Origin of the sequence: Rossellomorea oryzaecorticis, from assembly GCF_045897515.1 — a bacterium.
Classification (GTDB): domain Bacteria; phylum Bacillota; class Bacilli; order Bacillales; family Bacillaceae_B; genus Rossellomorea; species Rossellomorea enclensis.
This window is the reverse complement of record NZ_JBJOSA010000004.1, coordinates 68,826-89,911: the sequence shown is the minus strand read 5'-3', so window position 1 is coordinate 89,911 and position 21,086 is coordinate 68,826. Positions and strand designations below refer to the sequence as shown.

The 21,086-nt window shown below is 44.0% G+C and carries 20 protein-coding genes; 9 read left to right on the top strand and 11 right to left on the bottom strand.

What is annotated here, in order from left to right; genetic code table 11:
- Window positions 1-48 precede the first annotated feature (48 nt).
- On the top strand, window positions 49-357 hold the full coding sequence (locus ACKA06_RS06525) for an HNH endonuclease (protein ID WP_411159304.1): 309 nt from the start codon (window positions 49-51) through the stop codon (window positions 355-357).
- A gap of 65 nt (window positions 358-422) precedes the next feature.
- Here ACKA06_RS06525 and ACKA06_RS06520 read toward each other — a convergent pair whose 3' ends face one another.
- The 6 genes from ACKA06_RS06520 to ACKA06_RS06495 form a co-directional block, all read right to left on the bottom strand.
- Window positions 423-641 (bottom strand): spore germination protein, encoded by a 219-nt coding sequence (locus ACKA06_RS06520; protein ID WP_032089211.1) that lies wholly within the window; start codon window positions 639-641, stop codon window positions 423-425.
- Window positions 642-720: 79 nt separating this feature from the next.
- The gene (locus ACKA06_RS06515) at window positions 721-1,173 is read right to left on the bottom strand and encodes a spore germination protein GerPE (RefSeq protein ID WP_052011658.1); all 453 of its coding nucleotides are present in this window, start codon (window positions 1,171-1,173) and stop codon (window positions 721-723) included.
- Window positions 1,174-1,180: 7 nt separating this feature from the next.
- Entirely contained in the window at window positions 1,181-1,360 is a 180-nt protein-coding gene (locus ACKA06_RS06510; protein ID WP_032089210.1) for a hypothetical protein, read from the bottom strand.
- Window positions 1,341-1,964 carry a spore germination protein GerPC gene (gene gerPC / locus ACKA06_RS06505; RefSeq protein ID WP_032089209.1) on the bottom strand — a complete coding sequence of 208 codons (624 nt, stop codon included), beginning with the start codon at window positions 1,962-1,964 and terminating at the stop codon, window positions 1,341-1,343. The genes ACKA06_RS06510 and gerPC overlap by 20 nt, the downstream gene beginning before the upstream one ends.
- Before the next feature lie 27 nt (window positions 1,965-1,991).
- Window positions 1,992-2,234, bottom strand: a complete 243-nt coding sequence (locus ACKA06_RS06500) for a spore germination protein GerPB (protein WP_032089208.1) — start codon at window positions 2,232-2,234, stop codon at window positions 1,992-1,994.
- A gap of 11 nt (window positions 2,235-2,245) precedes the next feature.
- Complete coding sequence (locus ACKA06_RS06495) at window positions 2,246-2,467, bottom strand: spore germination protein (RefSeq protein ID WP_032089207.1); 222 nt, start codon at window positions 2,465-2,467, stop codon at window positions 2,246-2,248.
- Between the two features lie 130 nt (window positions 2,468-2,597).
- On the opposite strand from ACKA06_RS06495, the gene ACKA06_RS06490 reads away from it, so the two are divergent.
- The 4 genes from ACKA06_RS06490 (at window position 2,598) to ACKA06_RS06475 (ending at window position 8,810) form a co-directional block, all read left to right on the top strand.
- Window positions 2,598-3,782, top strand: coding sequence for a DUF418 domain-containing protein (locus ACKA06_RS06490; RefSeq protein WP_411159303.1), 1,185 nt, complete (start codon window positions 2,598-2,600; stop codon window positions 3,780-3,782).
- Between the two features lie 40 nt (window positions 3,783-3,822).
- Window positions 3,823-4,716: a fumarylacetoacetate hydrolase family protein gene (locus ACKA06_RS06485; protein ID WP_411159302.1), complete on the top strand. Its 894-nt coding sequence runs from the start codon at window positions 3,823-3,825 to the stop codon at window positions 4,714-4,716.
- Between the two features lie 78 nt (window positions 4,717-4,794).
- Entirely contained in the window at window positions 4,795-5,166 is a 372-nt protein-coding gene (locus ACKA06_RS06480) for a YisL family protein (RefSeq protein WP_032089204.1), read from the top strand.
- A 728-nt stretch (window positions 5,167-5,894) separates the two neighbouring features.
- Window positions 5,895-8,810, top strand: a complete 2,916-nt coding sequence (locus ACKA06_RS06475) for a bifunctional diguanylate cyclase/phosphodiesterase (protein ID WP_411159301.1) — start codon at window positions 5,895-5,897, stop codon at window positions 8,808-8,810.
- Window positions 8,811-8,877: 67 nt separating this feature from the next.
- On the opposite strand, the gene ACKA06_RS06470 is transcribed toward ACKA06_RS06475, so the two are convergent.
- Window positions 8,878-9,441 carry a DUF2777 family protein gene (locus tag ACKA06_RS06470; protein ID WP_032089202.1) on the bottom strand — a complete coding sequence of 188 codons (564 nt, stop codon included), beginning with the start codon at window positions 9,439-9,441 and terminating at the stop codon, window positions 8,878-8,880.
- Between the two features lie 148 nt (window positions 9,442-9,589).
- On the opposite strand from ACKA06_RS06470, the gene asnB reads away from it, so the two are divergent.
- Window positions 9,590-11,446 (top strand): asparagine synthase (glutamine-hydrolyzing), encoded by a 1,857-nt coding sequence (gene asnB / locus ACKA06_RS06465; RefSeq protein WP_198258383.1) that lies wholly within the window; start codon window positions 9,590-9,592, stop codon window positions 11,444-11,446.
- 61 nt (window positions 11,447-11,507) lie between these two features.
- Here the strand turns inward: asnB and ACKA06_RS06460 are convergent, their stop codons facing one another.
- From ACKA06_RS06460 to ACKA06_RS06445, 4 genes are all read right to left on the bottom strand, one after another.
- Entirely contained in the window at window positions 11,508-12,890 is a 1,383-nt protein-coding gene (locus tag ACKA06_RS06460) for an ammonium transporter (protein ID WP_411159300.1), read from the bottom strand.
- Between the two features lie 58 nt (window positions 12,891-12,948).
- A complete protein-coding gene (locus tag ACKA06_RS06455) occupies window positions 12,949-13,290 on the bottom strand; it encodes a P-II family nitrogen regulator (RefSeq protein ID WP_032089200.1) in 342 nt (113 codons plus the stop codon).
- Window positions 13,291-13,987: 697 nt separating this feature from the next.
- A complete protein-coding gene (locus tag ACKA06_RS06450; RefSeq protein ID WP_411159299.1) occupies window positions 13,988-15,367 on the bottom strand; it encodes an MATE family efflux transporter in 1,380 nt (459 codons plus the stop codon).
- Between the two features lie 91 nt (window positions 15,368-15,458).
- Window positions 15,459-17,222 carry an alpha-glycosidase gene (locus ACKA06_RS06445; protein ID WP_411159298.1) on the bottom strand — a complete coding sequence of 588 codons (1,764 nt, stop codon included), beginning with the start codon at window positions 17,220-17,222 and terminating at the stop codon, window positions 15,459-15,461.
- A 287-nt stretch (window positions 17,223-17,509) separates the two neighbouring features.
- Here ACKA06_RS06445 and ACKA06_RS06440 point away from each other — a divergent pair, with 287 nt between their 5' ends.
- The 3 genes from ACKA06_RS06440 (at window position 17,510) to ACKA06_RS06430 (ending at window position 21,074) form a co-directional block, all read left to right on the top strand.
- Window positions 17,510-18,790, top strand: coding sequence for an extracellular solute-binding protein (locus tag ACKA06_RS06440; RefSeq protein ID WP_064565059.1), 1,281 nt, complete (start codon window positions 17,510-17,512; stop codon window positions 18,788-18,790).
- 152 nt (window positions 18,791-18,942) lie between these two features.
- Window positions 18,943-20,229, top strand: coding sequence for a carbohydrate ABC transporter permease (locus ACKA06_RS06435; protein WP_058298230.1), 1,287 nt, complete (start codon window positions 18,943-18,945; stop codon window positions 20,227-20,229).
- Window positions 20,230-20,231: 2 nt separating this feature from the next.
- Entirely contained in the window at window positions 20,232-21,074 is an 843-nt protein-coding gene (locus tag ACKA06_RS06430; protein WP_032089195.1) for a sugar ABC transporter permease, read from the top strand.
- Window positions 21,075-21,086 lie beyond the last annotated feature (12 nt).

Sequence of the window (21,086 nt, the reverse complement as noted above, 5' to 3'; positions counted from 1 at the left end):
AAATAGGGAACGATAGGAAACAAATACTGGACAGGGAATTGATATGATATGAAGAATAAAACGACGGGAACATGTGAACTTTGTGCACGGCAGCAAGTCGCTGTAACCGTGCACCATTTGACCCCGAAAGAAGTCGGAGGTGCATACATGCCGACTGCGGAAATATGCATTCCATGCCATAAACAAATCCACTCACTCTACACCAATGAAGAACTTGGAGCCAGATTGAATACCATCGAAGCATTAAGACAGGATGAGAAAATCGGAAAATTCATCAAATGGATCCGCAAGCAGCCGTCATCGAAATTAGTCAAGACGAAAAAAAGCAATGATCGCAGGAATAGGAAGAGGCAGTGAAAAACTGCGGGAGGTTTAAAGGATAAAACAAAAAGCAAAAAGCCTTGGCACAGACTTTTTGCTCCTTAGTTATTTCCTGTTATAGGCTGATCTACGACATTGCAATCAAATGTATTCGTGATACTGAAGACATTATAGCTCAATTGGAATGGACCTGTGTTGAAACCGCCTGAACCGCCAAACGTTTTTGAGGCAGACTTCGGTGAAATGATGGCAGTATCCCCAAATTGAACATTTCCGCCGCCGACGCTCAGAATGGAAACCGGACCAATTATCGCAGGCATAATAAAACATCCTTCTTTAGTAGTCTACACTTTTAATCTATGTGATAAAGTTGAGAGCGTTCATTCATCTTCATTCCCGTTAATACTCAATGAATTCGACCGGTTCTCCTTCTGACGCAGCTTGAGCTTTTTCCTCCTCGATCATCGCTAACTCTTCTTCACTGTATTCCGCCTCACCTTCAAGCTGGCGCACGTGTTTTACCCTTGAGTCCATATAGACATTGCATGTGTTTCCGATGTGTACGACCGAAGAAAAAGCGGTTGCCAGTACGTGCATGCAGTTTACTTTAATGGGCGATAGATTCAATCTGCTCACAGAGATCCTTGGATTTATCGGCGGAAGTTCAACGAGCTGGTTGAATACCTCTGCATCAAACCGTCCTTCACTGCCGAGGAAAAACTCTCTTTCACGCTGCACGGCGAATGCTTTTGTCGTTGAAAAAATGGATTGAGAATCGCCCAGCTGATAGACGGAAGAGAAGGAAAGTGTCTCTCCTCTCAGTTCATTCACCATTGAATATCTTTTGAACATAGACCCGTCAACCTTTCGGAGTGAGTGGAACGAATGGGCCGATTAATAATGACTCTGGGGGAGTATCGAAAGCTGATGCAAGCTGGATGATATCAGCATCCCCGATCAGTACGAGGGAGGCACTGGCAACCCCTTGAATATCGATGTTCCCGACTGATAATTCCCGGTTAATCACTTGTAGGTTCATGATTGTTCATCCCTTCCATATTATCAGGCATTTGAGACATGAATGAAAAGAGGGCGGACTGAATATCCTGCTTGATCTTGGAGAGGATCTTCCCGGTCCACTCTTCATCCGTGTGCTTTCCTTCGATAAAAGGAATATTATTCACATAGAAATCGATCCGCTGCGGCATTTGATTCATGAGATCCTGCTGTATCATGTTGAGATATGAGGGATCGATCGACCGCTGCAGCTGCACTTCATTATCGGAAATAAGTGAGGGGAGATCGTTTTTGATGTATGAAGTCACTTCATCCGTTATCTTATCCTTATATGGTGTTATATCCTTTACCGCCTTTTTCTTCCCGTTCGGGGCTACGGCGAAGTCCTCGATTTCTTCACTCATGCCCCCCGGATTGAGTCCGATATTAAGCGTTCCGTCCAACGATTCAACTTTTAATTGATCGAACTTGTATTCTATTTTTTCTACATTTATTTTGGGAGTGTCTTTGACAGTGGTAAGTTCTTCTGTGAGTTTATTGACCTTTTGTTCCAGCGCGACAACTTTCTTATTCAATTGTTCGATATATTGATAGAGCTGTTCCGGGGTCATGTAATATTGTTTCATGCTTCCACCTCTTTCTTTCGCCGCTGGCTAAGCTGTGCCGGGGGTCTGCAAAGGAACGAGTGGAGAGGCGGAAGGCCCCCCGGCTTCTGCTGCTCCTGCCTCTCCACTTTTTTTAGCTGCAGGTGCGGGCTCGGTAAACCCGCCGGTATTATATAGGTAACTCTTTGAATTGATCTGTCCGCAAGCACCGATTTGAAGTACGGAGGAATTTGTCATTCCCCCTATTTTGATGAATCGGATCTGGATGGTTTGCTGAAGGTAGTAATTCATTTGAATCACCCTCACAGGTTAAAGTTAATGCCTTGGTCCATGACTTCATCATCCACCGTATAGGTCAATGAACTTTCGTTATATACCGAAATCCCCCTGCCTGTAACGAAGGAACCGGCTCCGGCAAAGGTTTTTGCAGTTGAAATCGGATTGATTGTAAACACATCCCCAATATGAAACACACCGCTTGATCCGACGCTGACAACTTGAGCTATTCCGACGATTGCGGGCATTGGCACTCACACCTTTAAGACTAGGATAATTATTGTTATTCTATGTGAAAGGAGGAAAATGAGTGATAATCGCCTAAATCGCCGTTCTCATGTACAATGGAATAGTACTAATTGCTGGAGGAAAAAATGAATGAACACATTATCGCCGATTGAACGATCAGAACGTATTGTCAGCCTGGATGTCATAAGGGGAGTTTCCCTTTTGGGCATATTCATCATCAACATGATCTCTTTTCATTCCCCGTTTCTTTATATGGACCCTTACGTGTGGTGGAAGACACCGGATGATGCAGCATTATACCCATGGATCGATGTGTTGGTACAGGCAAGCTTCTATCCTTTGTTTGCCATGCTGTTCGGTTATGGTCTTTCCATTCAACAAGAACGGGCCAGTCAAAAAGGAATGTCTTTTTATTCATTTGGAGTGAGGAGACTTATAGTTTTACTGCTCATTGGTTCCATCCACGCTTTTTTGATTTGGTCGGGGGACATTTTAATCAACTATGCCGTTTTCGGGCTGCTGCTATTATTATTTATGAGAATGACAGGAAAGAGCCTTTTGATGCTCGGGAGCTTACTGCTGCTGATACCTCAATTGTTTTTTAGTATTCTTTTAGTTTTGATGACATATTCTGATCCTGCAGGGGTTGCTCACTATACGAATATCACTGCAGTGCAGGATTCAGTCGCAGCCTACGCTTCAGGCAGCTTCACTGATATTATGAAACAGCGATTCAGTGATTGGTATGCAGTGAACTCACCAGGAAACCTTCTTTTCCTGACACTTTCCATACTGCCGGTCATGATGATCGGTGCAGGTGCCGGGAAATTGAAACTGCTTGAGAAAGCTGCGGAATTCAAAAGAAGCTGGCTGCTGCTCGGTTCCGGCCTGCTTATCGCCAGTATCGGAATAAAGCTGCTTCCTATATTAATAGAAGCGAATACTGCCTATTCCTACATACAGGATTATTTAGGAGGTCCTTTCTTATCAGTATCTTATGCAATAATCCTGGCTTTATTATTAGAGAATGAAAATGTGAAAAAATGGAGCAGGCCCCTTGCATCTGCCGGCAGGATGTCCCTGTCCAATTATCTTATGCAATCAATCATAGGAACATTGATTTTCTATTCATACGGTTTGGGTCTATATGGGGAAGTGACATTGACGTCAGGAACCCTTTTAGCCGCCGGGATCTTCGTCATCCAGATGCTTCTTTCTGAAATCTGGCTGTCAAGATTCAGATTTGGACCTGTAGAAAAGCTGTGGAGGGTCCTTAGCTATGGAAGAGGTTCTGTGAAAAAGTCGGAAGGTTAGATTACTATTTTACTATTGAAGAAAAGGGGACGGGAAGCGGATGAAGATAACCAGTTTTGAAGTGAATGGAAGATCCACGTACGGTGTTGTGGAAGGAGAAGTCGTTATCGATCTAATAGGTTTGGCAGCGGACCTGGATAAGGAGTTCCCTTCAAGCGTACAAAAGCTCATCGAAGACGGGGAAGGGGCTCTTCACAAAGTGGAAGAGCTTTTAGAACGATGCCGGGAGGGAAACGATTTCGCAGAATACCAGTACTCAGTGGATGAAGTCAACTGGCTGGCCCCGATACCGCATGTGAAAAGGAATATCATGTGCGTGGGCAAGAACTACCGGGAGCACGCCATTGAAATGGGTAGTGAACAAGACATCCCAAAACATATCATGATCTTCACCAAAGCCACAAATACCGTGACAGGACACAAACAAAGCATACCCCTCCATGAAAATGTAACGGAAGAGCTTGATTATGAAGGAGAGCTTGCCGTCGTAATCGGTAAAAGAGGAAGGGCGATCTCATCTGATGAAGCGATGGATCATATTTTTGGCTACACCATCCTCAATGACCTTACAGCAAGGGATCTCCAGAAGAAACACGGCCAGTTCTTCATAGGCAAAAGCTTGGATTCAAGCTGTCCGATCGGTCCGTATATCGTGACAAAAGAAGAAATAGATGACCCGCATCAGCTGGAAATCCGGACGAGTGTCAATGGTGAGGTACGTCAGTCTTCAAGCACGGAACTCATGATATTTTCCATCCCCGAAATCATCTCCATCCTATCAAAAGGGATGACCCTGGAACCGGGCGATATCATTGCAACGGGTACTCCTGCCGGGGTTGGGAAAGGCTTTAAACCGCCCCGTTTCCTGAAAGCGGGGGACACTGTCGACATCGCAGTCCGCGGAATCGGAATTTTGACAAATCGGTTACAGTGAGTGGTTACATTTTCTGTTACCGCAGAGCTTGTGGTAATATATGATGAGCATTAATATTTTTGCATTGGGAGGTTCACTATGTTTGATAACACACATGCACATATCACGACGTGGGTGATTGCGATCATCCTTTTCTTTGTAGCGGTATGGCTTCATAATGCCGGCAAAGCGAAAGGCATGAAAGTGGTTCACATGATCCTGCGTTTGTTCTATCTTCTCATCATCCTGACAGGTGCTTTGCTGTTCTGGAAACATCAGGGCATCAATCCTGCCTTATACGGGATCAAGGCGCTGGTAGGTGTCTGGGTGATCGGTATGTTTGAAATGATCCTTGTACGGATGAACAAAGGGAAAAGCACAAAAACGTTCTGGATCCTGTTCGTTATTTCCCTGATCATCGTCTTCATTCTTGGATTCAGCCTGCCGCTTGGCATAAAATGGTTTTCGTAAAAAGTCTGCTTACGCTAACGGGCTCGGTTTTGAAGTACACAATTTGAATTAGCAGTGCTTTTCGCACGGTAATTTCCAGTTCAATTAGTAGACACTTTAGCAGTGAAATTAGCACATAAAAAAGCTCGAAGCCATTCTGCTTCGAGCTTTTTTCTCATCATTCTTTATTAAAGATTATTACCCTTATGTAGAACAAGAAGAGCCGGTTCCCTGGCGTTTGAAAATTAGCGGAAGAATTCCGTTTAAATAAAAAAATGCGCTACTTCATGAATAATAGCCGGAATTTTTCCGCTTATAGTAAAATATCCGTTTAATATTGTTCCATATTGAGCAGTTAAGCGGAACTTCTCCCCTTATTTCAGCGTTTTAACCCTTCTCCAGCAGCCTTAGAAGGAATTTCTCCGCTTATACATTCAACGCCAAAATGGAATCATCTAAGCAGTATGCTTTATTGCTGGTTTACTTTAACAAAAATCATTTAGCGGTAAAGCATGTAAACAAATAAATAGAGAAGTCAAAACGAGCTTCTCTATCTTAAAGATGCCTTATAACTAAAATAAGTGAATGTTTGTGAATTTCGTTCATAGGAGGCTCACGGGCTGCCCGCGGAAAACGTAGTCTTCAACAGAAATCAAAAGCGTATCCATTGATGTGAAAAAATAAATATCCAAAACTGTCGAATTGTGGTATTTTTGTAGTATCATGTCTTTTCAGAGTGGGTGTAGAATATGATTACTTCCTTTCAATGCATATATAAAGACGAAAACTCATTAAAGAAATTCATTAAAGAAAATGATTTGGATTTGTTTCCTTCTCTCCTCGTTCAAGCCTTCACAGGTCATTCCTCCATTGACTTCATCACTTCTCTTCAAAAAGAAGTGGCTGCTTCATTACCCCGGGCAACGCTGATCGGCTGCAGTTCAAATGGTCAAATATTCGAAGGCAGGGTGCTGTCTGAGGTAATACTTACATTTACGGCATTCGAGAAGACGGAGCTGAATTCTTTTCTCGTGGATGGCGGACATCAAGGGAAAATGGATGGCGAACAGTTATACGATGAACTGATTCGTTATGATACGAAAGCAGTGATCCTTCTCGTCAGTCATCTCAAAATGGACATACCCGGAATCCTGCAGGGGGTATCCCCGCGCAATGATGAATTCAAAATTGTCGGGGGAGTCTGCGCGGATGATCCCGCAAACAGGCCGTCAATAGTATTTACAGGTGACGAAATATCACAGAGCGGTCTGGCAGCCGTTTCGTTGAATCATTCAGATCTGCATGTTCACTCATATGCCCTTGAACATTGGCAGGAGGTTGGGCCTTCCTTTGAAATAACGAAATCTGAAGGGAATGTCATTTATAAAATAAATGATAAAAAACCACTTCATGTGCTCGAGAGGTATTTGGGAAAGTCGTTCGTAAAGGAACTGCCGGACTCTTCGATCGAATTTCCTTTTCTGTATCAACACGGAAATGAAAAAACTGCTGTCTATGTCATAAATATATTGCCGCAGGGAGCTATAGAGGTCAGCAGGGAAATGGATGAAGGAGACAGGGTCAACTTCGGATTTGTGAATGTACAGGAACTGCTGGAGTCCACTGCGAAGCAGTTGAATAAATTGAAGCGTAGTCCGGTCGAGACCCATTATGTGTTCAATTGCATAGCGCGTAAAAGGTATATTCGGGATTTCACTACGCAGGAACTTGCCAAGTTGAATGAAATTTCAACGGTCACCGGCTTTTTTTCTTATGGTGAGTTTGGATATGATTCATCCAATAAGCCTAAGCTGATTGCACATTCGATGACCTATCTTGGTATATCAGAAGAGGTGAGGGAACCGCTTCAGGACTTCAAACCGGAATTTCATCTGGCCCCTGAGGCTAATGCGATGATGACATTGACAAATTTGATCAATACTGCATCAAGTGACATCAGGGAGCTCACACAAAATATAGAGGTATCAGAAGAATATTACCGTTCTCTTTTCGATAATAATACCGATTTTGTATACAGCACCGACTTGAAGGGGCGGTTCACTTCTCTCAATCCTTCATTTATCAAAACGTTCGGTTACAGTGAGAGTGAGCTCATCGGCAGGAATGCATTGAATTATATAATGCATGTAGACCGGCAGAGGGTAAGAAGACATTTCTATCGCGCTATGGACGGCAGGGAACAGTATTATGATCTTCCCATATCAACCAAGGATGGCAGAATCAATCACTTTCAAATAAAAAATATTCCAATCACCGTAAACGGTCAATGTGTAGGCATATTTGGGATAGGCAAAGACGTCACCCAGCAGCGGCAGTCGGAAAAGAAAATCACCCAGCTGGCATACTATGATGGGGATACTGATCTGCCGAACAAACAGAAGTTCCGTGAAATCATCGATGAACATATCCAGCGGGCGAAAAAGAAAAAAAGGGAGCTGGCAGTGCTGTTCATGGACATCGACAGATTTAAGATCATCAATGATACACTGGGGCACAGGGCAGGCGACCTCGTAATTAAAGAACTTGCCGGGCGTCTCGGGGGTGCCCTTCCAAAAGGTGCGTACCTCGGACGATTCAGCGGGGATAAATTCACTGTACTTCTATCAAAAAATGTGAATGAAGAAAGCATCTCTTCGTTAACGGACGCTATCTTAAAGACCATTAAAGAACCTTTCTCCTATAACGGCAAGGATTTTTATATGACTGTAAGCATCGGTGTCGGCATCTTCCCGAGAGACGGAGACAAGTCATCAGAAGTATTGCGAAATGCGGATGCAGCGTTGAATCATGCAAAATCGCGGGGTGGGAATAATACAGTATACTTCTCAAGGGATATGAATGAAGAAACGCTGAGAAAAGTGGAAATGGAAGCACAGTTGCGCAAGGCTATCGCAAAAAATGATCTGTATATTGCTTATCAGCCTATCATTGACGTGCCGAATGAGACACTGATTGGATGTGAAGCACTACTCCGATGGGAGCACGAAGAAATGGGGTCAGTCTCCCCGGCCGAATTCATCCCGCTTGCTGAAGAGGCAGGGTTGATACAGGAACTTGGAAAGTGGGTACTGACGGGAGCCTGTGAGCAGCTGAAAACATGGATGGACACAAGACTGGGGGAATTCTACGTATCGGTGAATGTATCGGCAATCCAATTTCAGCATCCTGCTTTCGTGAGCGATGTAAAGGAAGCGTTAAAAGTTTCAGGACTGCCTCCTGAGTACCTGTGCCTGGAACTGACAGAAACCATCATGCTTCACGATGAATCTTATTCAGTTGAAGTCATGAGGGAACTCTCACAGTTGGGCATAAAACTTGCGATTGATGATTTCGGTACCGGCTATTCATCGTTGAGCTATTTGAAACATTTACCGATTGATATTTTAAAAATTGACAGGTCATTCGTGCGCAATATGAGTGACCATTCCCCGGATGTCGCAATCGTTCAGTCCGTTTCGATGATGGGAAGGGGACTGAACTTGAAAGTGGTGGCTGAAGGGGTGGAAACTGCCCAGCAGCTTAAACTGCTTAAGGGCTTAGGGTGTGATTATGCTCAAGGGTTCTTAATTGAAAAACCGATGCCTCCCTGCAAAATGGGCGAATTTTTAATGAAGCAGGATTTGGCTGCCGTGCAGGGGAGCTAGCATGGACAAAATAAAAAAATCGTGTTTGCCGTTGTTTGCCGGTGAACACGATTTTTTTACCTTTGCATCATAAATTGAAATTTTCAATTACGATCCGTTTTCCGGTGCTGAGGGTGAATTCAAAGCGGTCCCGCTTCTTTTTGAAATAAGAAAAATGATGCTGGACCGCACATATTTCATCGCCATTGTCAAAATTGATGAAGTTAACACCCTGCTTCATTTTCTGACCACTCAGGAAAACAAGATGATTGTGGCAGAATATACAATCATAAAGAGAATAATTTAAGTTGTTTAAGGTAGTGATGAATTGAAGAAAAGCATCGTCAGAAATATCCTCGATTAAATTTTCCAAAGAAAAGAGAATGTTCTTCTTAATCTGGATCCTGTCCCCGTCCAGCATCCTGATGCGCTCATATGGAGTTGCGAGTATGCCGTTTTCCAAAAGCACACCGGTGATCCATGCGTCCTCCCTTAAAAGCCTTATTTCGTGATTGATATAAAATTCAAGCTCGGATTCTTCCTCTGCATCTATTTCAAAGAAAAACCATGTATCATCATCAACTAGGACGGTTCCTTCTGAAAATGCCCTCTTTTGGGATTTTAGGATGTTTGAACGATATATATTACTCAAATGAATATCCCTCCTTAACTACATTTCTTATCATAATTATCATATTTCATTCATGTGAAGATTGAGTGAGGCAATTAACCATTTATCCTGAAATGCATAAGATAATCTATGTGTCAGAGAGCCCAGTTTGTTTGACCAGAAAGTGAGGATGATCATCATGTGCGGTATTACAGGTTGGATTCATTATAAACGAAATCTTACAAACCAGGAAAATATAGTCGGAAAAATGGCAGAAAAGCTGTCTAAGAGGGGCCCGGATGAGACAAATACCTGGGTCAGTCCACATGCAGTATTTGGTCATAAACGGCTGATCGTGGTGGATCCCGAAGGCGGGAGGCAGCCGATGAGCATTACTCATCAGGGCCATATGTATACGATCTGCTACAACGGCGAGTTATATAATACTGAAGATCTGCGAGCAGTGTTAAGGGGAAAAGGATATACATTCAACGGCCACTCAGATACAGAGGTCTTATTGATTTCCTATATAGAATGGCGTGAAGAATGTGTCAATCATTTAAACGGGATTTTTGCCTTTTCCGTCTGGGACAGTCAAAAGGAACATGTCTTCATCGGAAGGGACCGTATGGGTGTAAAACCGTTATTTTATTCCGAGAAAGACGGTGGTTTTTTATTCGGCTCTGAAATCAAAGCATTGCTTGCCCATCCAGATGTGAAACCGGAAGTTGCACACGGGGGCCTCTCGGAAGTCCTTGGCCTGGGACCGTCCCGCACTCCGGGTGAAGGGGTCTTTAAGGGAGTCAAGGAGCTCCGGCCGGCCCATGCCATGACCTTCTCGAAAGACGGTCTGAAAATCTGGAGGTACTGGAATGTGAAGAGCGAGAAGCACGCGGATTCATTTGCAGATACGGTGTCCAATGTGCGCTTCTTGTTGTCTGATGCGATAAAACGGCAGCTGGTATCAGACGTTCCACTTTGTTCCTTCCTGTCAGGCGGGGTGGACTCGAGTGCCATTACGGCAATAGCGGCCAATACCTACCGCGATGAAGGGAAGGGCAGGCTTCATACCTATTCGATCGATTACGAAGAAAATGATCAATATTTCACGAAGAGTGATTTTCAGCCAAATTCTGATGCTCCTTGGATCGATAAAATGTCTTCAGAATTCAATACGATCCACCACAGATGTGTGATCAGCCAGCAGGAACTGAAGGATTACCTGATAGAAGCCGTACATGTCAGGGATCTTCCGGGAATGGCGGATGTGGATTCTTCACTTTTATGGTTCTGTAAAGAAATAAAGGAGGAGTTTACCGTCGGGCTCTCAGGGGAGTGTGCCGATGAGATATTCGGGGGATATCCTTGGTTTCACCGTGAAGATGATTTTAACAGAAGGGGTTTTCCGTGGATGCGTTCTGTTGATGAAAGGCAGGGATTGCTGAAGGATGACTGGAAGAAAAAGTTGAACCTTCAGGAATACGTGTTGGCGCAATATGATAAGACAGTGGCGGAAACACCTTTATTGGACGGGGAAAATGAAATCGAAACGAAGAGAAGACAGTTATTCTACCTGAATCTGATCTGGTTCATGACAACGCTCTTAGATCGTAAAGACCGTATGAGTATGGGAGCGAGTCTTGAGGTCAGGGTTCCTTTTGCCGATCATAGATTGGTGGAGTATGTATGGAATATCCCTTGGGAAATGAAGATGCATGAGAACAGGGAAAAAGGTATCCTGAGGAAGGCGCTGGAAGGTATTTTGCCAAATGAAGTGCTTTATCGGAAGAAGAGTCCTTATCCAAAGACGCACCATCCTGTCTATACGAAATTGGTGAGTGACTGGCTAGAAGAAATTCTGGCAGACAGATCGAGTGTCCTGTATGAACTTTTCAACGAGCAAAAGCTGAAAGAAATCGTGAAAACAGGCGGCTCTGCTTTCAAGGTCCCCTGGTACGGCCAGTTGATGACCGGTCCTCAGTTACTGGCACACCTTGCACAGATTCATGTGTGGTTTAAGGAATATAATATACAGATAGTGGAGTAGTAAAAGGTTTCAGTGAAAAGACCCGTCCGTGTACACGGACGGGTCTTTATATGATGATGCATCAAACCGTATTGCGTTGATTCACGTTATTCATGCTGCCGCTGCCGATCGAATTTAACCGGTCCACAAGTTCTGTTCCGAACGGGGAAGGGGCTGCATTCGATTCCAGTACAGTATCTTTCAGTTCATAAGCATTCGATCCATGTTCGGTGAAATCAAGACCTGATAACTCTTCTTCCCTGGAGACACGGATGCTTGAAATTCTGGTGACGACGAACAGGAAACCTCCAACGGTGACGGATGTCCACAGAATGACAGCTCCCACTCCAATCATTTGTACTGCAAGCAGGGAGGCACCGCCGCCGTAGAATAATCCATTTTGTATATCGAATAATCCAACTGCCGCTGTTCCCCAAATTCCGCAGATACCGTGTACAGCGATTGCTCCCACCGGGTCATCGATTTTGAACTTTGAATCAAGGATGGTGACAGATTCTACAAGAATGATGCCTGCAATAAGACCGATGATAAGTGACCCTGTCAATGAGACGTTCGCGCACCCCGCGGTGATCCCGACTAAACCGCCCAAAGCTCCGTTCAGAGTAAGCGAGGGATCCACTCTTTTAAACCTGGCCAACGTATAAAGGGCCGATGAAAGGATGGCTGCTGATGCAGAAAATAATGTAGTGGTGATGACGTGAGGGACAAGTTCCGGGTCTGCTGCCAGGCTGCTGCCGCCGTTAAAGCCGAACCAGCCGAACCATAGGATGAAAACGCCCAGTGCTCCCAGCGGGATATTATGCCCAGGGATAGCATTCGCTTTTCCTTTTGAATATTTGCCTATGCGGGCACCGAGGAACAATACCGTAATCAATGCTCCCACAGCCCCTGTTAAATGAACGACAGTGGATCCGGCAAAATCGACAAATCCCAATTCCAAAATCCATCCTCCGCCCCAGACCCAGTGACCGACAATAGGATAAATCAGTCCTGTCATGACAATGGTAAGCAGGATATAACTTTTTAATTTCATGCGTTCGGCAACTGCACCTGAGATGATCGTTGCACAAGTGGCGGCAAATACGGATTGGAACAAGAAGAAACCGATTTCTTCACGGCCGGAGAGGAAAAAACCATCCATACCGGCAAATCCGCCTGCACTTGAACCGAACATCAAGCCAAACCCTATGAAGAAATAGAGAACGGAGGCAATCGAAACCGTCAGGAAATTCTTCATTAAGATATTCAGTGCATTTTTGGCACGGGTAAAGCCGGTTTCAACCATTGCGAATCCCGCATGCATGAAGAAAACAAGAAACGCGGCAATCATGACCCACATTGAGTCCAAAGATGCTTGAACGGTATCGGCTGTGGGGGAAGCGGCCATTGCGGAAGTACTAATTCCCAGTGACAGAAGAAGCAATACAGTAATTTTTTTAATCAATGTTATCCCTCCGATTAATAATGAATGATTAATAGAATTGAGCAAATGAAAAGAAATGTTATAAAACGGCTTGTTTTCCGCGTTCTCCAGTACGGATCCTTACCACCTCTTCTACAGGGTAAATAAAGATCTTTCCGTCCCCGACAGTTTCGGTACTGCACTGTTCTACAATCAGGTCGATGATTCCTTCAACCTGATCATCGTCGACGACCATTTCAACTTTTACGCGAGGCACCAGGTTGATTTCGAACTTATTGCCGCGGAAGATCCCCTGCTTCCCTTTTTGCTTGCCGCATCCTGCTGCTTCTGAAACGGTAAGGCCGCTGAATCCCCGCAGACTCAATGCTTCACGTAATGAAATGAATGCTTCTGCCCTGATGATCGCTTCCACTTTTTTCATGGAATTTCCTCCTTAAAGATTACTTGTTAATTTGATGTCATTTTTTATAACATCAATTAGTTATGTTATTTATCATATTCAGAAAATAGCAAAATATCAAGTACTAATTTTAAGTGAAAACGCTTTTATGTTAAAAAACCTTACATTTATTTTATTGAAGTGAAAAAGATACTTGCAAAACTATAAAACTACCGTCTAAAGATGAACAATTTACAGACGGTTCTAAATAACGCTAATGATTTCCGTGCAAGACTTCGCTTTCCGGGGGCGATTGGTGAGCCTCCTTCGTATTCTCGCGGAAGATCCTGTCCAGCTCCGGCGGCTAGCCCCTTGAGGTCATAAGCTAAATGGACCAAAAAGGAAAAAAACGCCTTTCCGGCCCATTCATCTTATGCTTGTCGGGGCTGAGCAAGCCGCCTCCGCTTTTCTATTGTCCAGCTTCAGGGCTTAGAGGCACATGAATTAAGTCAACACGTCCAAGAAGGCAAAGAACGCCTTCGTGGACGATTCGTCTTATGCCTCACGTTCAAGCTCTTCTGCATTTCTGATTGGAGTCTTCATCTTGCAATCCAATCAATCCCTGGAAAGTTCAAACATCTACTTATCCTATAAAACTAAAAACCCGAATTAACTTGCCATTTTAAAGGCGAATTAATTCGGGTTTTACTTAGGATCAAAGACTTTTGTCCCAATCTCGTCACGATTCATGTGCAAATTTGTTTTCGTTGATTTCTTTCTTCCCGGCTACAAAACCTTTCTTTATCCAGACTTTAGAACGCCAGCGTTTCAGCATGATCAATCCCCGCAGCCACTCATCTGCTATGAAGGAGATCCAAATGCCGATAAGCCCCAGGCCAAACCAGATTCCTAGAATATAAGATAGGGTGACACTGACACCCCACATGGACAGAATTCCCATGTAGACAGGGAAGCGGACATCGCCGGCTGCCCTGAGGGAGTTGATGACTACCAGGTTGAAGCTTCTGCCTGGTTCAAGGAAGATGGTTAAATAGATAAGTATTTTCCCGAGCGAAATGATCTGTTCATTGTCAGTGAAAATCCTTAACAGCGGATCTGCGAAGATCGAAAAGAGCCCTGCCATAATGAGTGAAATGATAATGGCAATCTTTAAGCTTTTCAGGCATCTTTCGTATGCATTTTCATATTCCCCTGCACCTATCAAGTGTCCGATCAGGATTTGGGTGCCTTGACTGATTGCCACGCTGAACAAGAAGATGAACATCATAAGGTTCTGTGCGTACACTTTCGTCGTCAGCGCATGTGTGCCGATGCTTGCAATGAAGTAGGTAATGACCATTTGTGAACCATTATAGGATAAATGCTCTCCGGCTGAAGGAATACCGATTCGAAGAAGGTTCTTCACATGCGCAACCGGAAGCTTGAACAGCCTTTTTACTTGCAGAGCGCCAGGGATTCTCTTCATGATTACGACAATACAAACGGTAAGTCCGATCATCCTGGAAGTGATGGTCGAAATGGCCACGCCTTCAACCCCTAATACAGGAATTCCGAAAGGACCGAAAATGAACAGGTAATTACCGATAACGTTAATGATATTCATTCCAATCGTGATATACATGGCATCCTTCGTGAACCCGTAACTCCTCATGACGGCTCCTGCAGTCATGATCAAAGCCTGGATGAAAGCAAAGCCTCCGACAATCTTCAAATAGGAGGAAGCCTCGTCCATCAAGGATCGGGGCAGATCCATGGAAGCGAGAATGGGCTCCGTGAAGAAAACGAGAGTTATGCTTAATATCAAACCGAAAATAAGATTCACCGCAAGGGAAACAATTGAAATTTCTCCTGCTGATGTTTCTTCTTTTGCACCTAAGTGCTGCGCCACAAGAATCGCAGTACCTGTGGCGACAAAGCCGAACATTACAATGATAAGGGATAGGATTTGGTTTGAAACTCCGACTGCTGCCACTGAATCATCCGAGTATTGGCTGAGCATCAGTGTATCGGCATTACCCATTAGCATGTGAAGGAAGATTTCAATGAAGATCGGCCATGTGAGGGCAAACAAGGTCATCTTCTTCTGTGTTTTGTTCATGATCATTACTCCTTGTTATGAAAAGTTCTGAAAAAGAGAGAAGGGGACCAACTCAGTCCAATGAGTCAGTCCCGCTGTACGCAAGGAATCATTATGAAAGCTGAAGGATGGCAAATCCATACTCTTCAAGTTCTACTTCAATGTTTTCTGCTTCTGCAGCAAATTCTTCCCCTGTCCATAGATTCAATATTTTTTTTCCTTTCAAATCAAAAGGAAGGGAGTATGAGGACGGTTCCTCTTTGCAATTCATCAGGATGAAGAGCGTATCTTCCCCGTTGGATTTAGTGAAAGCGATAAACCCATCATTCAAGTCGGAAGGCAAGAAAGAGAGGTTTCCTTCGTTGGCAAGTAAAGGATGGCTGCGTCTGAGTGAAATATGTTTTTTAACATGGTGGAATAGTTCTTCGTTATGAGCGTCCTGTTCCCACGGGAAACATTTTCTGCATCCGGGGTCCTGCTCGCCAGTCATGCCGATTTCATCTCCGTAGTATATACATGGTGTCCCTGGAAAAGAAAGCATAAAGCTGAAAATCTGTTTCAGCTTGCGGATATCTTCCCCGCATTCAGTCAGGATCCTTGGTGTGTCATGACTTCCCACAAGATTGAAGTTCACTTCAGTGACAGTCTTGGGGTACATGTGGATCACGCTGGTTAAATTTTCAATGAATCGGGCAGGCGTTATCGATTGTTTCGCGAACAGGTTGATCATATTGGTGGTGAACGGATAATTCATGACGGCATCGAACTGATCCCCGCGCAGCCAGGGCATAGAATCATGCCATATTTCCCCAAGGATGTACAAATCGGGTTTTACTGCCTTCACTTCTTTCCTGAAGTCCCTCCAGAACTGGTGATCTACTTCGTTTGCGACATCAAGACGCCAGCCGTCAATATCGAATTCCTTCACCCAGTAGCGTCCGACTTCTAATAAATATGACCTTACATCTTTATTTTCTGTGTTCAATTTGGGCATGGAAGCTTCAAATGCAAAAGTATCATAATTAGGGGGAGTGCTTTTCGTATCCAATGGAAATTCCTTTGTGTGAAACCAATTACTGTATGGTGAATCTGCACCTTTTTCAAGGACGTCCTGGAATTGAGGGAAGTAAAATCCGCTGTGATTGAACACGGCATCCAGCATGACCTTCATTCCGTTTTCGTGGCATTTGGCAATCAGTTCCTTTAACGTTTCTTTTGTCCCGAATTGCGGGTCGATTTCGAAATAGTCGATGGTATCGTATTTATGATTTGAAAATGCTTTGAAAATCGGTGTGAAATATATTCCTGATATCCCCAGTTCCTTTAGGTAGGGGATATTCTCGATGACACCTTCTAAATCGCCGCCGAAGAAGTTTGACCTTGAGGGCTCTGCGCTTCCCCATTCAAGTGTTCCTGCAGGGTCATTCTCCCTGTTACCGTTGGCGAATCTCTCAGGGAAAATCTGATACCATACTGTATCTTTCACCCAGTCAGGAGCTTTGAAAACATCGATTGGATTTAAAAAGGGAAAACAGAAGTAATCACCGATATCCAATGATGGATCTTGTGAAAATCCTTTTTCCCCATAGAAGATCTCCTCATTTTCATCATTCAGCATGAAGCCGTAACGGAGGCGCCTGAATGGGGGAGTCAAGGAAGCGAACCAGTAATCGAATAGTTGATCGGTACCTGTCAGGGTCATGTCCTTCTTTTCATAGATCCAATCTCCACTTTCCCAATGATATGGATCTCCATGAAGAAGTGAAGCGGTTTTGATATCATTTTTCTTGGTTCTGATCCTTATGTGAATTTCACTTTCAGTGCAAGCGTATGCATAGTTATCTTTTGGGCGATGATAAATCGCTTCAAGAATCATATGTATCCCCCTTCAGCCGTTTTTATTTCAAGAGTAGTCTACTGGAGTGCTGTTGTCAATAATACAATCCATGGCTGTGGAAGCGTTTTTTATTTTTCTATTAAACTTAAAAATATTAAAAAACTATTGCTAAATGATATTTAATTTGTATAATAGGAAATAGGTTGTGCAATCGCTTTCACAAATATGTGTAAGCGGTATCTTATGTCACTTTTTATACGTATGTGTGCAAACGGTTGTACAATCATGGGATTTTCATTATTTACTTATATTTAGGAGGGGTCAAGATGAAGAAAGCATTATCATTATTAATGGTAGTTATGCTTGTACTGGGGGCGTTGGCTGCTTGTGGTCCTAACCGTGAAGAACAATCTTCAGGTAATAAAGACAGCGAGAAAAAAGCCGATGATGCAAACAAGCCTGAAAAGCTTGTCATCTGGGAAGATGAAAAGAAAGCCGGATGGCTGGATGAAGTTGGTGCCAAGTTCACTGAAGAGACAGGCATCGAGCTTGAAGTGAAAGAAGTAGAAATGGCTTCTAAGATGAAAGAACAATTACGCCTCGATGGTCCGGCAGGTACTGGTCCTGACGTATTGACTCTGCCGCATGACCAGATCGGTGAACTTGCACTTGCAGGTCACATCGCACCTTTAGAGGTCGACGGTGAAATCAAAGACCGTTTTACTGAATCTTCAATGACAGCCGAGAGCTATGATGGAAAACTATATGGTCTGCCAAAGTCTTCTGAAACTCCTGTATTCATCTACAACAAAGAGTTGATGAAGGAAGCACCGAAAACAATGGATGAAGTATATTCATTCTCAAAAGATTTCACTAAAGACGGGAACTACGGTTTCTTGGCACTTTGGGATAACTACTACTTCGCTCATGCGCCTATCGGCGGATTCGGCGGATATGTTTTTGCTGAGAAAGATGGAGCATTAGATCCGAAAGACCTTGGATTGAATAATGAAGGTGCTGTCAAGGGTGCTGAATTTATTCAAAAATGGTACTCTGAAGGACTATTCCCTAAAGGTATCGTCGGTGAAAACGGCGGTTCTGCGATGGACGGATTATTCAATGAAGGAAAAGTTGCATCAGTCATGAACGGACCTTGGTCTTTCCAAGGGTATAAAGATGCCGGAATCGATATCGGTGTATCTGCTATGCCTAAACTTCCAAACGGAGACCCGATGAAAACATTCATGGGTGTTAAAGGCTGGCATGTATCAGGCTACTCTGAAAATAAAGAATGGGCTCAAAAGTTCATCGAGTTCATCACTCAGGATGAGTACGCGAAGCTTCGTTTTGAACAAACTCAAGAAGTACCAACGAACCAAGGATTGATCGATGATCCTGCAATTGCAGAAAATGAAGGTGCAAAAGCAGTTGCCGAACAGTCTCAATATGCGGTTCCGATGCCTAATATCCCGGAAATGGGAGAAGTATGGGATCCGATGGCGAAATCACTCCAAACGCTTGTAACAGGCAAACAAGGTCCTAAAGAAGCTCTTGATGCCGCAGTCAAGCAAATCGAGCAAAACATCGAAACGAATCATTCAAATTAATGAAATCATAGCGGTACCTTCTCAAAAAGGAGAGGGTACTGCTATCCTTTTAATGGCCCATTCAAGGGCTTTAGGAGGGAGAAAAACGTTTCTGCTTCCTAAAGCTCTTGAAGCTTAAGTAAAAATCTTGAAGATAGAAGGGGGACTATAGGATGGAGCAACAATCCTATCAATCTAAACATAGAAAAACAGCGCTGGCCCTGTCCATCATCCCAGGACTCGGTCAGTTATATCATAAGCAATATGCCAAAGGCGGATTTTTCCTGGTCATGACAGCCGCTTTTATCCTGGTGTTCAGGGATTTGATTGGTTACGGCCTGTGGGGGATCACTACCCTCGGCACAGACGTATCGTACGGTGATCACTCTATCTTCTTAATGGTGTACGGTATTCTCGCAATCATTGTATTTTTATTCGGCATCGGCTTCTATCTATTTAATTTGCGCGATGCATATGTAAATGGTGATAAGCGTGACAGGGGCGAACAGCTCAGCACGATCAGGGAACAATACAGGAACCTGATAGATAATGGTTTTCCTTATCTGATCATGTCCCCTGGATTCCTGCTTCTTGTATTCGTGGTCATCTTCCCGATTATCTTCGTGGTACTGCTGGCGTTTACCAACTATGATCTGTATCATTCACCGCCGGCAAAACTTGTAGACTGGGTCGGGATCCAGAACTTTGTGGATATCTTCAAGATTGATATTTGGCGAGAAACATTCTTTACTGTCCTGGCCTGGACGCTTGTCTGGACATTCGGCGCAACGACCTTGCAGGTCGCGCTCGGAATTTTCCTTGCCATCCTTGTGAATCAGAAGGATTTAAAAGGAAAAGCGATCATCCGTACAGTTTTCATTTTACCGTGGGCGATTCCGGCATTCGTTTCCATCCTTGTTTTCGCAGGAATGTTCAATGAATCATTCGGCACAATCAACAGGGACATCCTCGCGTTCCTGGGGATTGGGGACCTGCCCTGGATGACAGAGCCGATGTACACTAGGCTCGCTCTGATATTCATCCAGACATGGCTTGGTTTCCCGTTCATCTTTGCGATGACGACAGGGGTGCTTCAATCGATCCCGGATGAATTATATGAAGCGGCGACCGTGGATGGTGCTTCCGTCATGCAGAAATTCAAGAACATCACACTGCCGCTTGTCTTATTTGCAACGGCACCGATCATCATCACCCAATATACATTCAACTTTAATAACTTTAACGTTATCTACTTGTTCAACGGCGGCGGACCGGCGTTGACGGGACAAAATGCCGGAGGGACGGATATCCTGATTTCATGGATATACAGACTGACGATGACGTCCGCTCAATATTCGAAGGCAGCCGCCATTACATTGCTTCTGTCTATCATCGTCATCACTGCAGCGATCTGGCAGTTTAAACGCACGAAATCATTCCAAGAAGAGGATATGATGTAAAGATGAATATGAAAAAACAGAAACTCATACGTTTGACACTTTCTTATATAGCTATCGGTATTATGTTTGCGATCATCCTTTACCCTGTGGCCTGGATCATCGGCTCATCCTTCAATCCCGGGCAGAGTCTTTCAGGATCTTCAATCATTCCAAAAAATGCGACGCTTGCGCATTACAAGGAATTATTCGATCTCGAACAGAGCAATTACCTGATCTGGTACTGGAATTCTCTGAAAGTCAGCTTATCGACAATGGCTCTCACGGTTCTGCTTGTAAGTCTGACTGCATATTCTTTCTCCCGTTATCGTTTTGCCGGACGGAAGAATGGGCTGATGACATTCCTGATCCTGCAGATGATTCCTAACTTTGCAGCATTGATTGCCATTTTCGTCCTTGCATTGTTAACGGATCTGCTGGATACTCACATCGGATTGATCCTGGTGTATGTAGGCGGTCAGATTCCGATGAATACATGGCTGATGAAAGGTTATCTGGATACCATTCCGAAAGAGCTCGATGAATCGGCAAAAATGGACGGTGCGGGGCACTTCAGGATTTTCTTCCAGATTGTCATGCCGCTGGCCAAGCCGATCATCGCGGTCGTCGCGCTGTTTTCTTTCATTGCACCATTTGCAGACTTTATCATCGCGAGCATCCTGCTCCGTTCAGAGGAAATGTACACGCTCCCTGTTGCTTTATATGACATGGTCGCGAAGCAATTCGGTGCTGAATTTACGACGTTTGCTGCAGGCTCCGTGCTCATTGCAGTCCCAATCGCATTATTATTCCTTTTCTTCCAGAAATACTTCGTTTCAGGATTGACGGCAGGGGGTACAAAGGGATAATCTTAAAGGCGT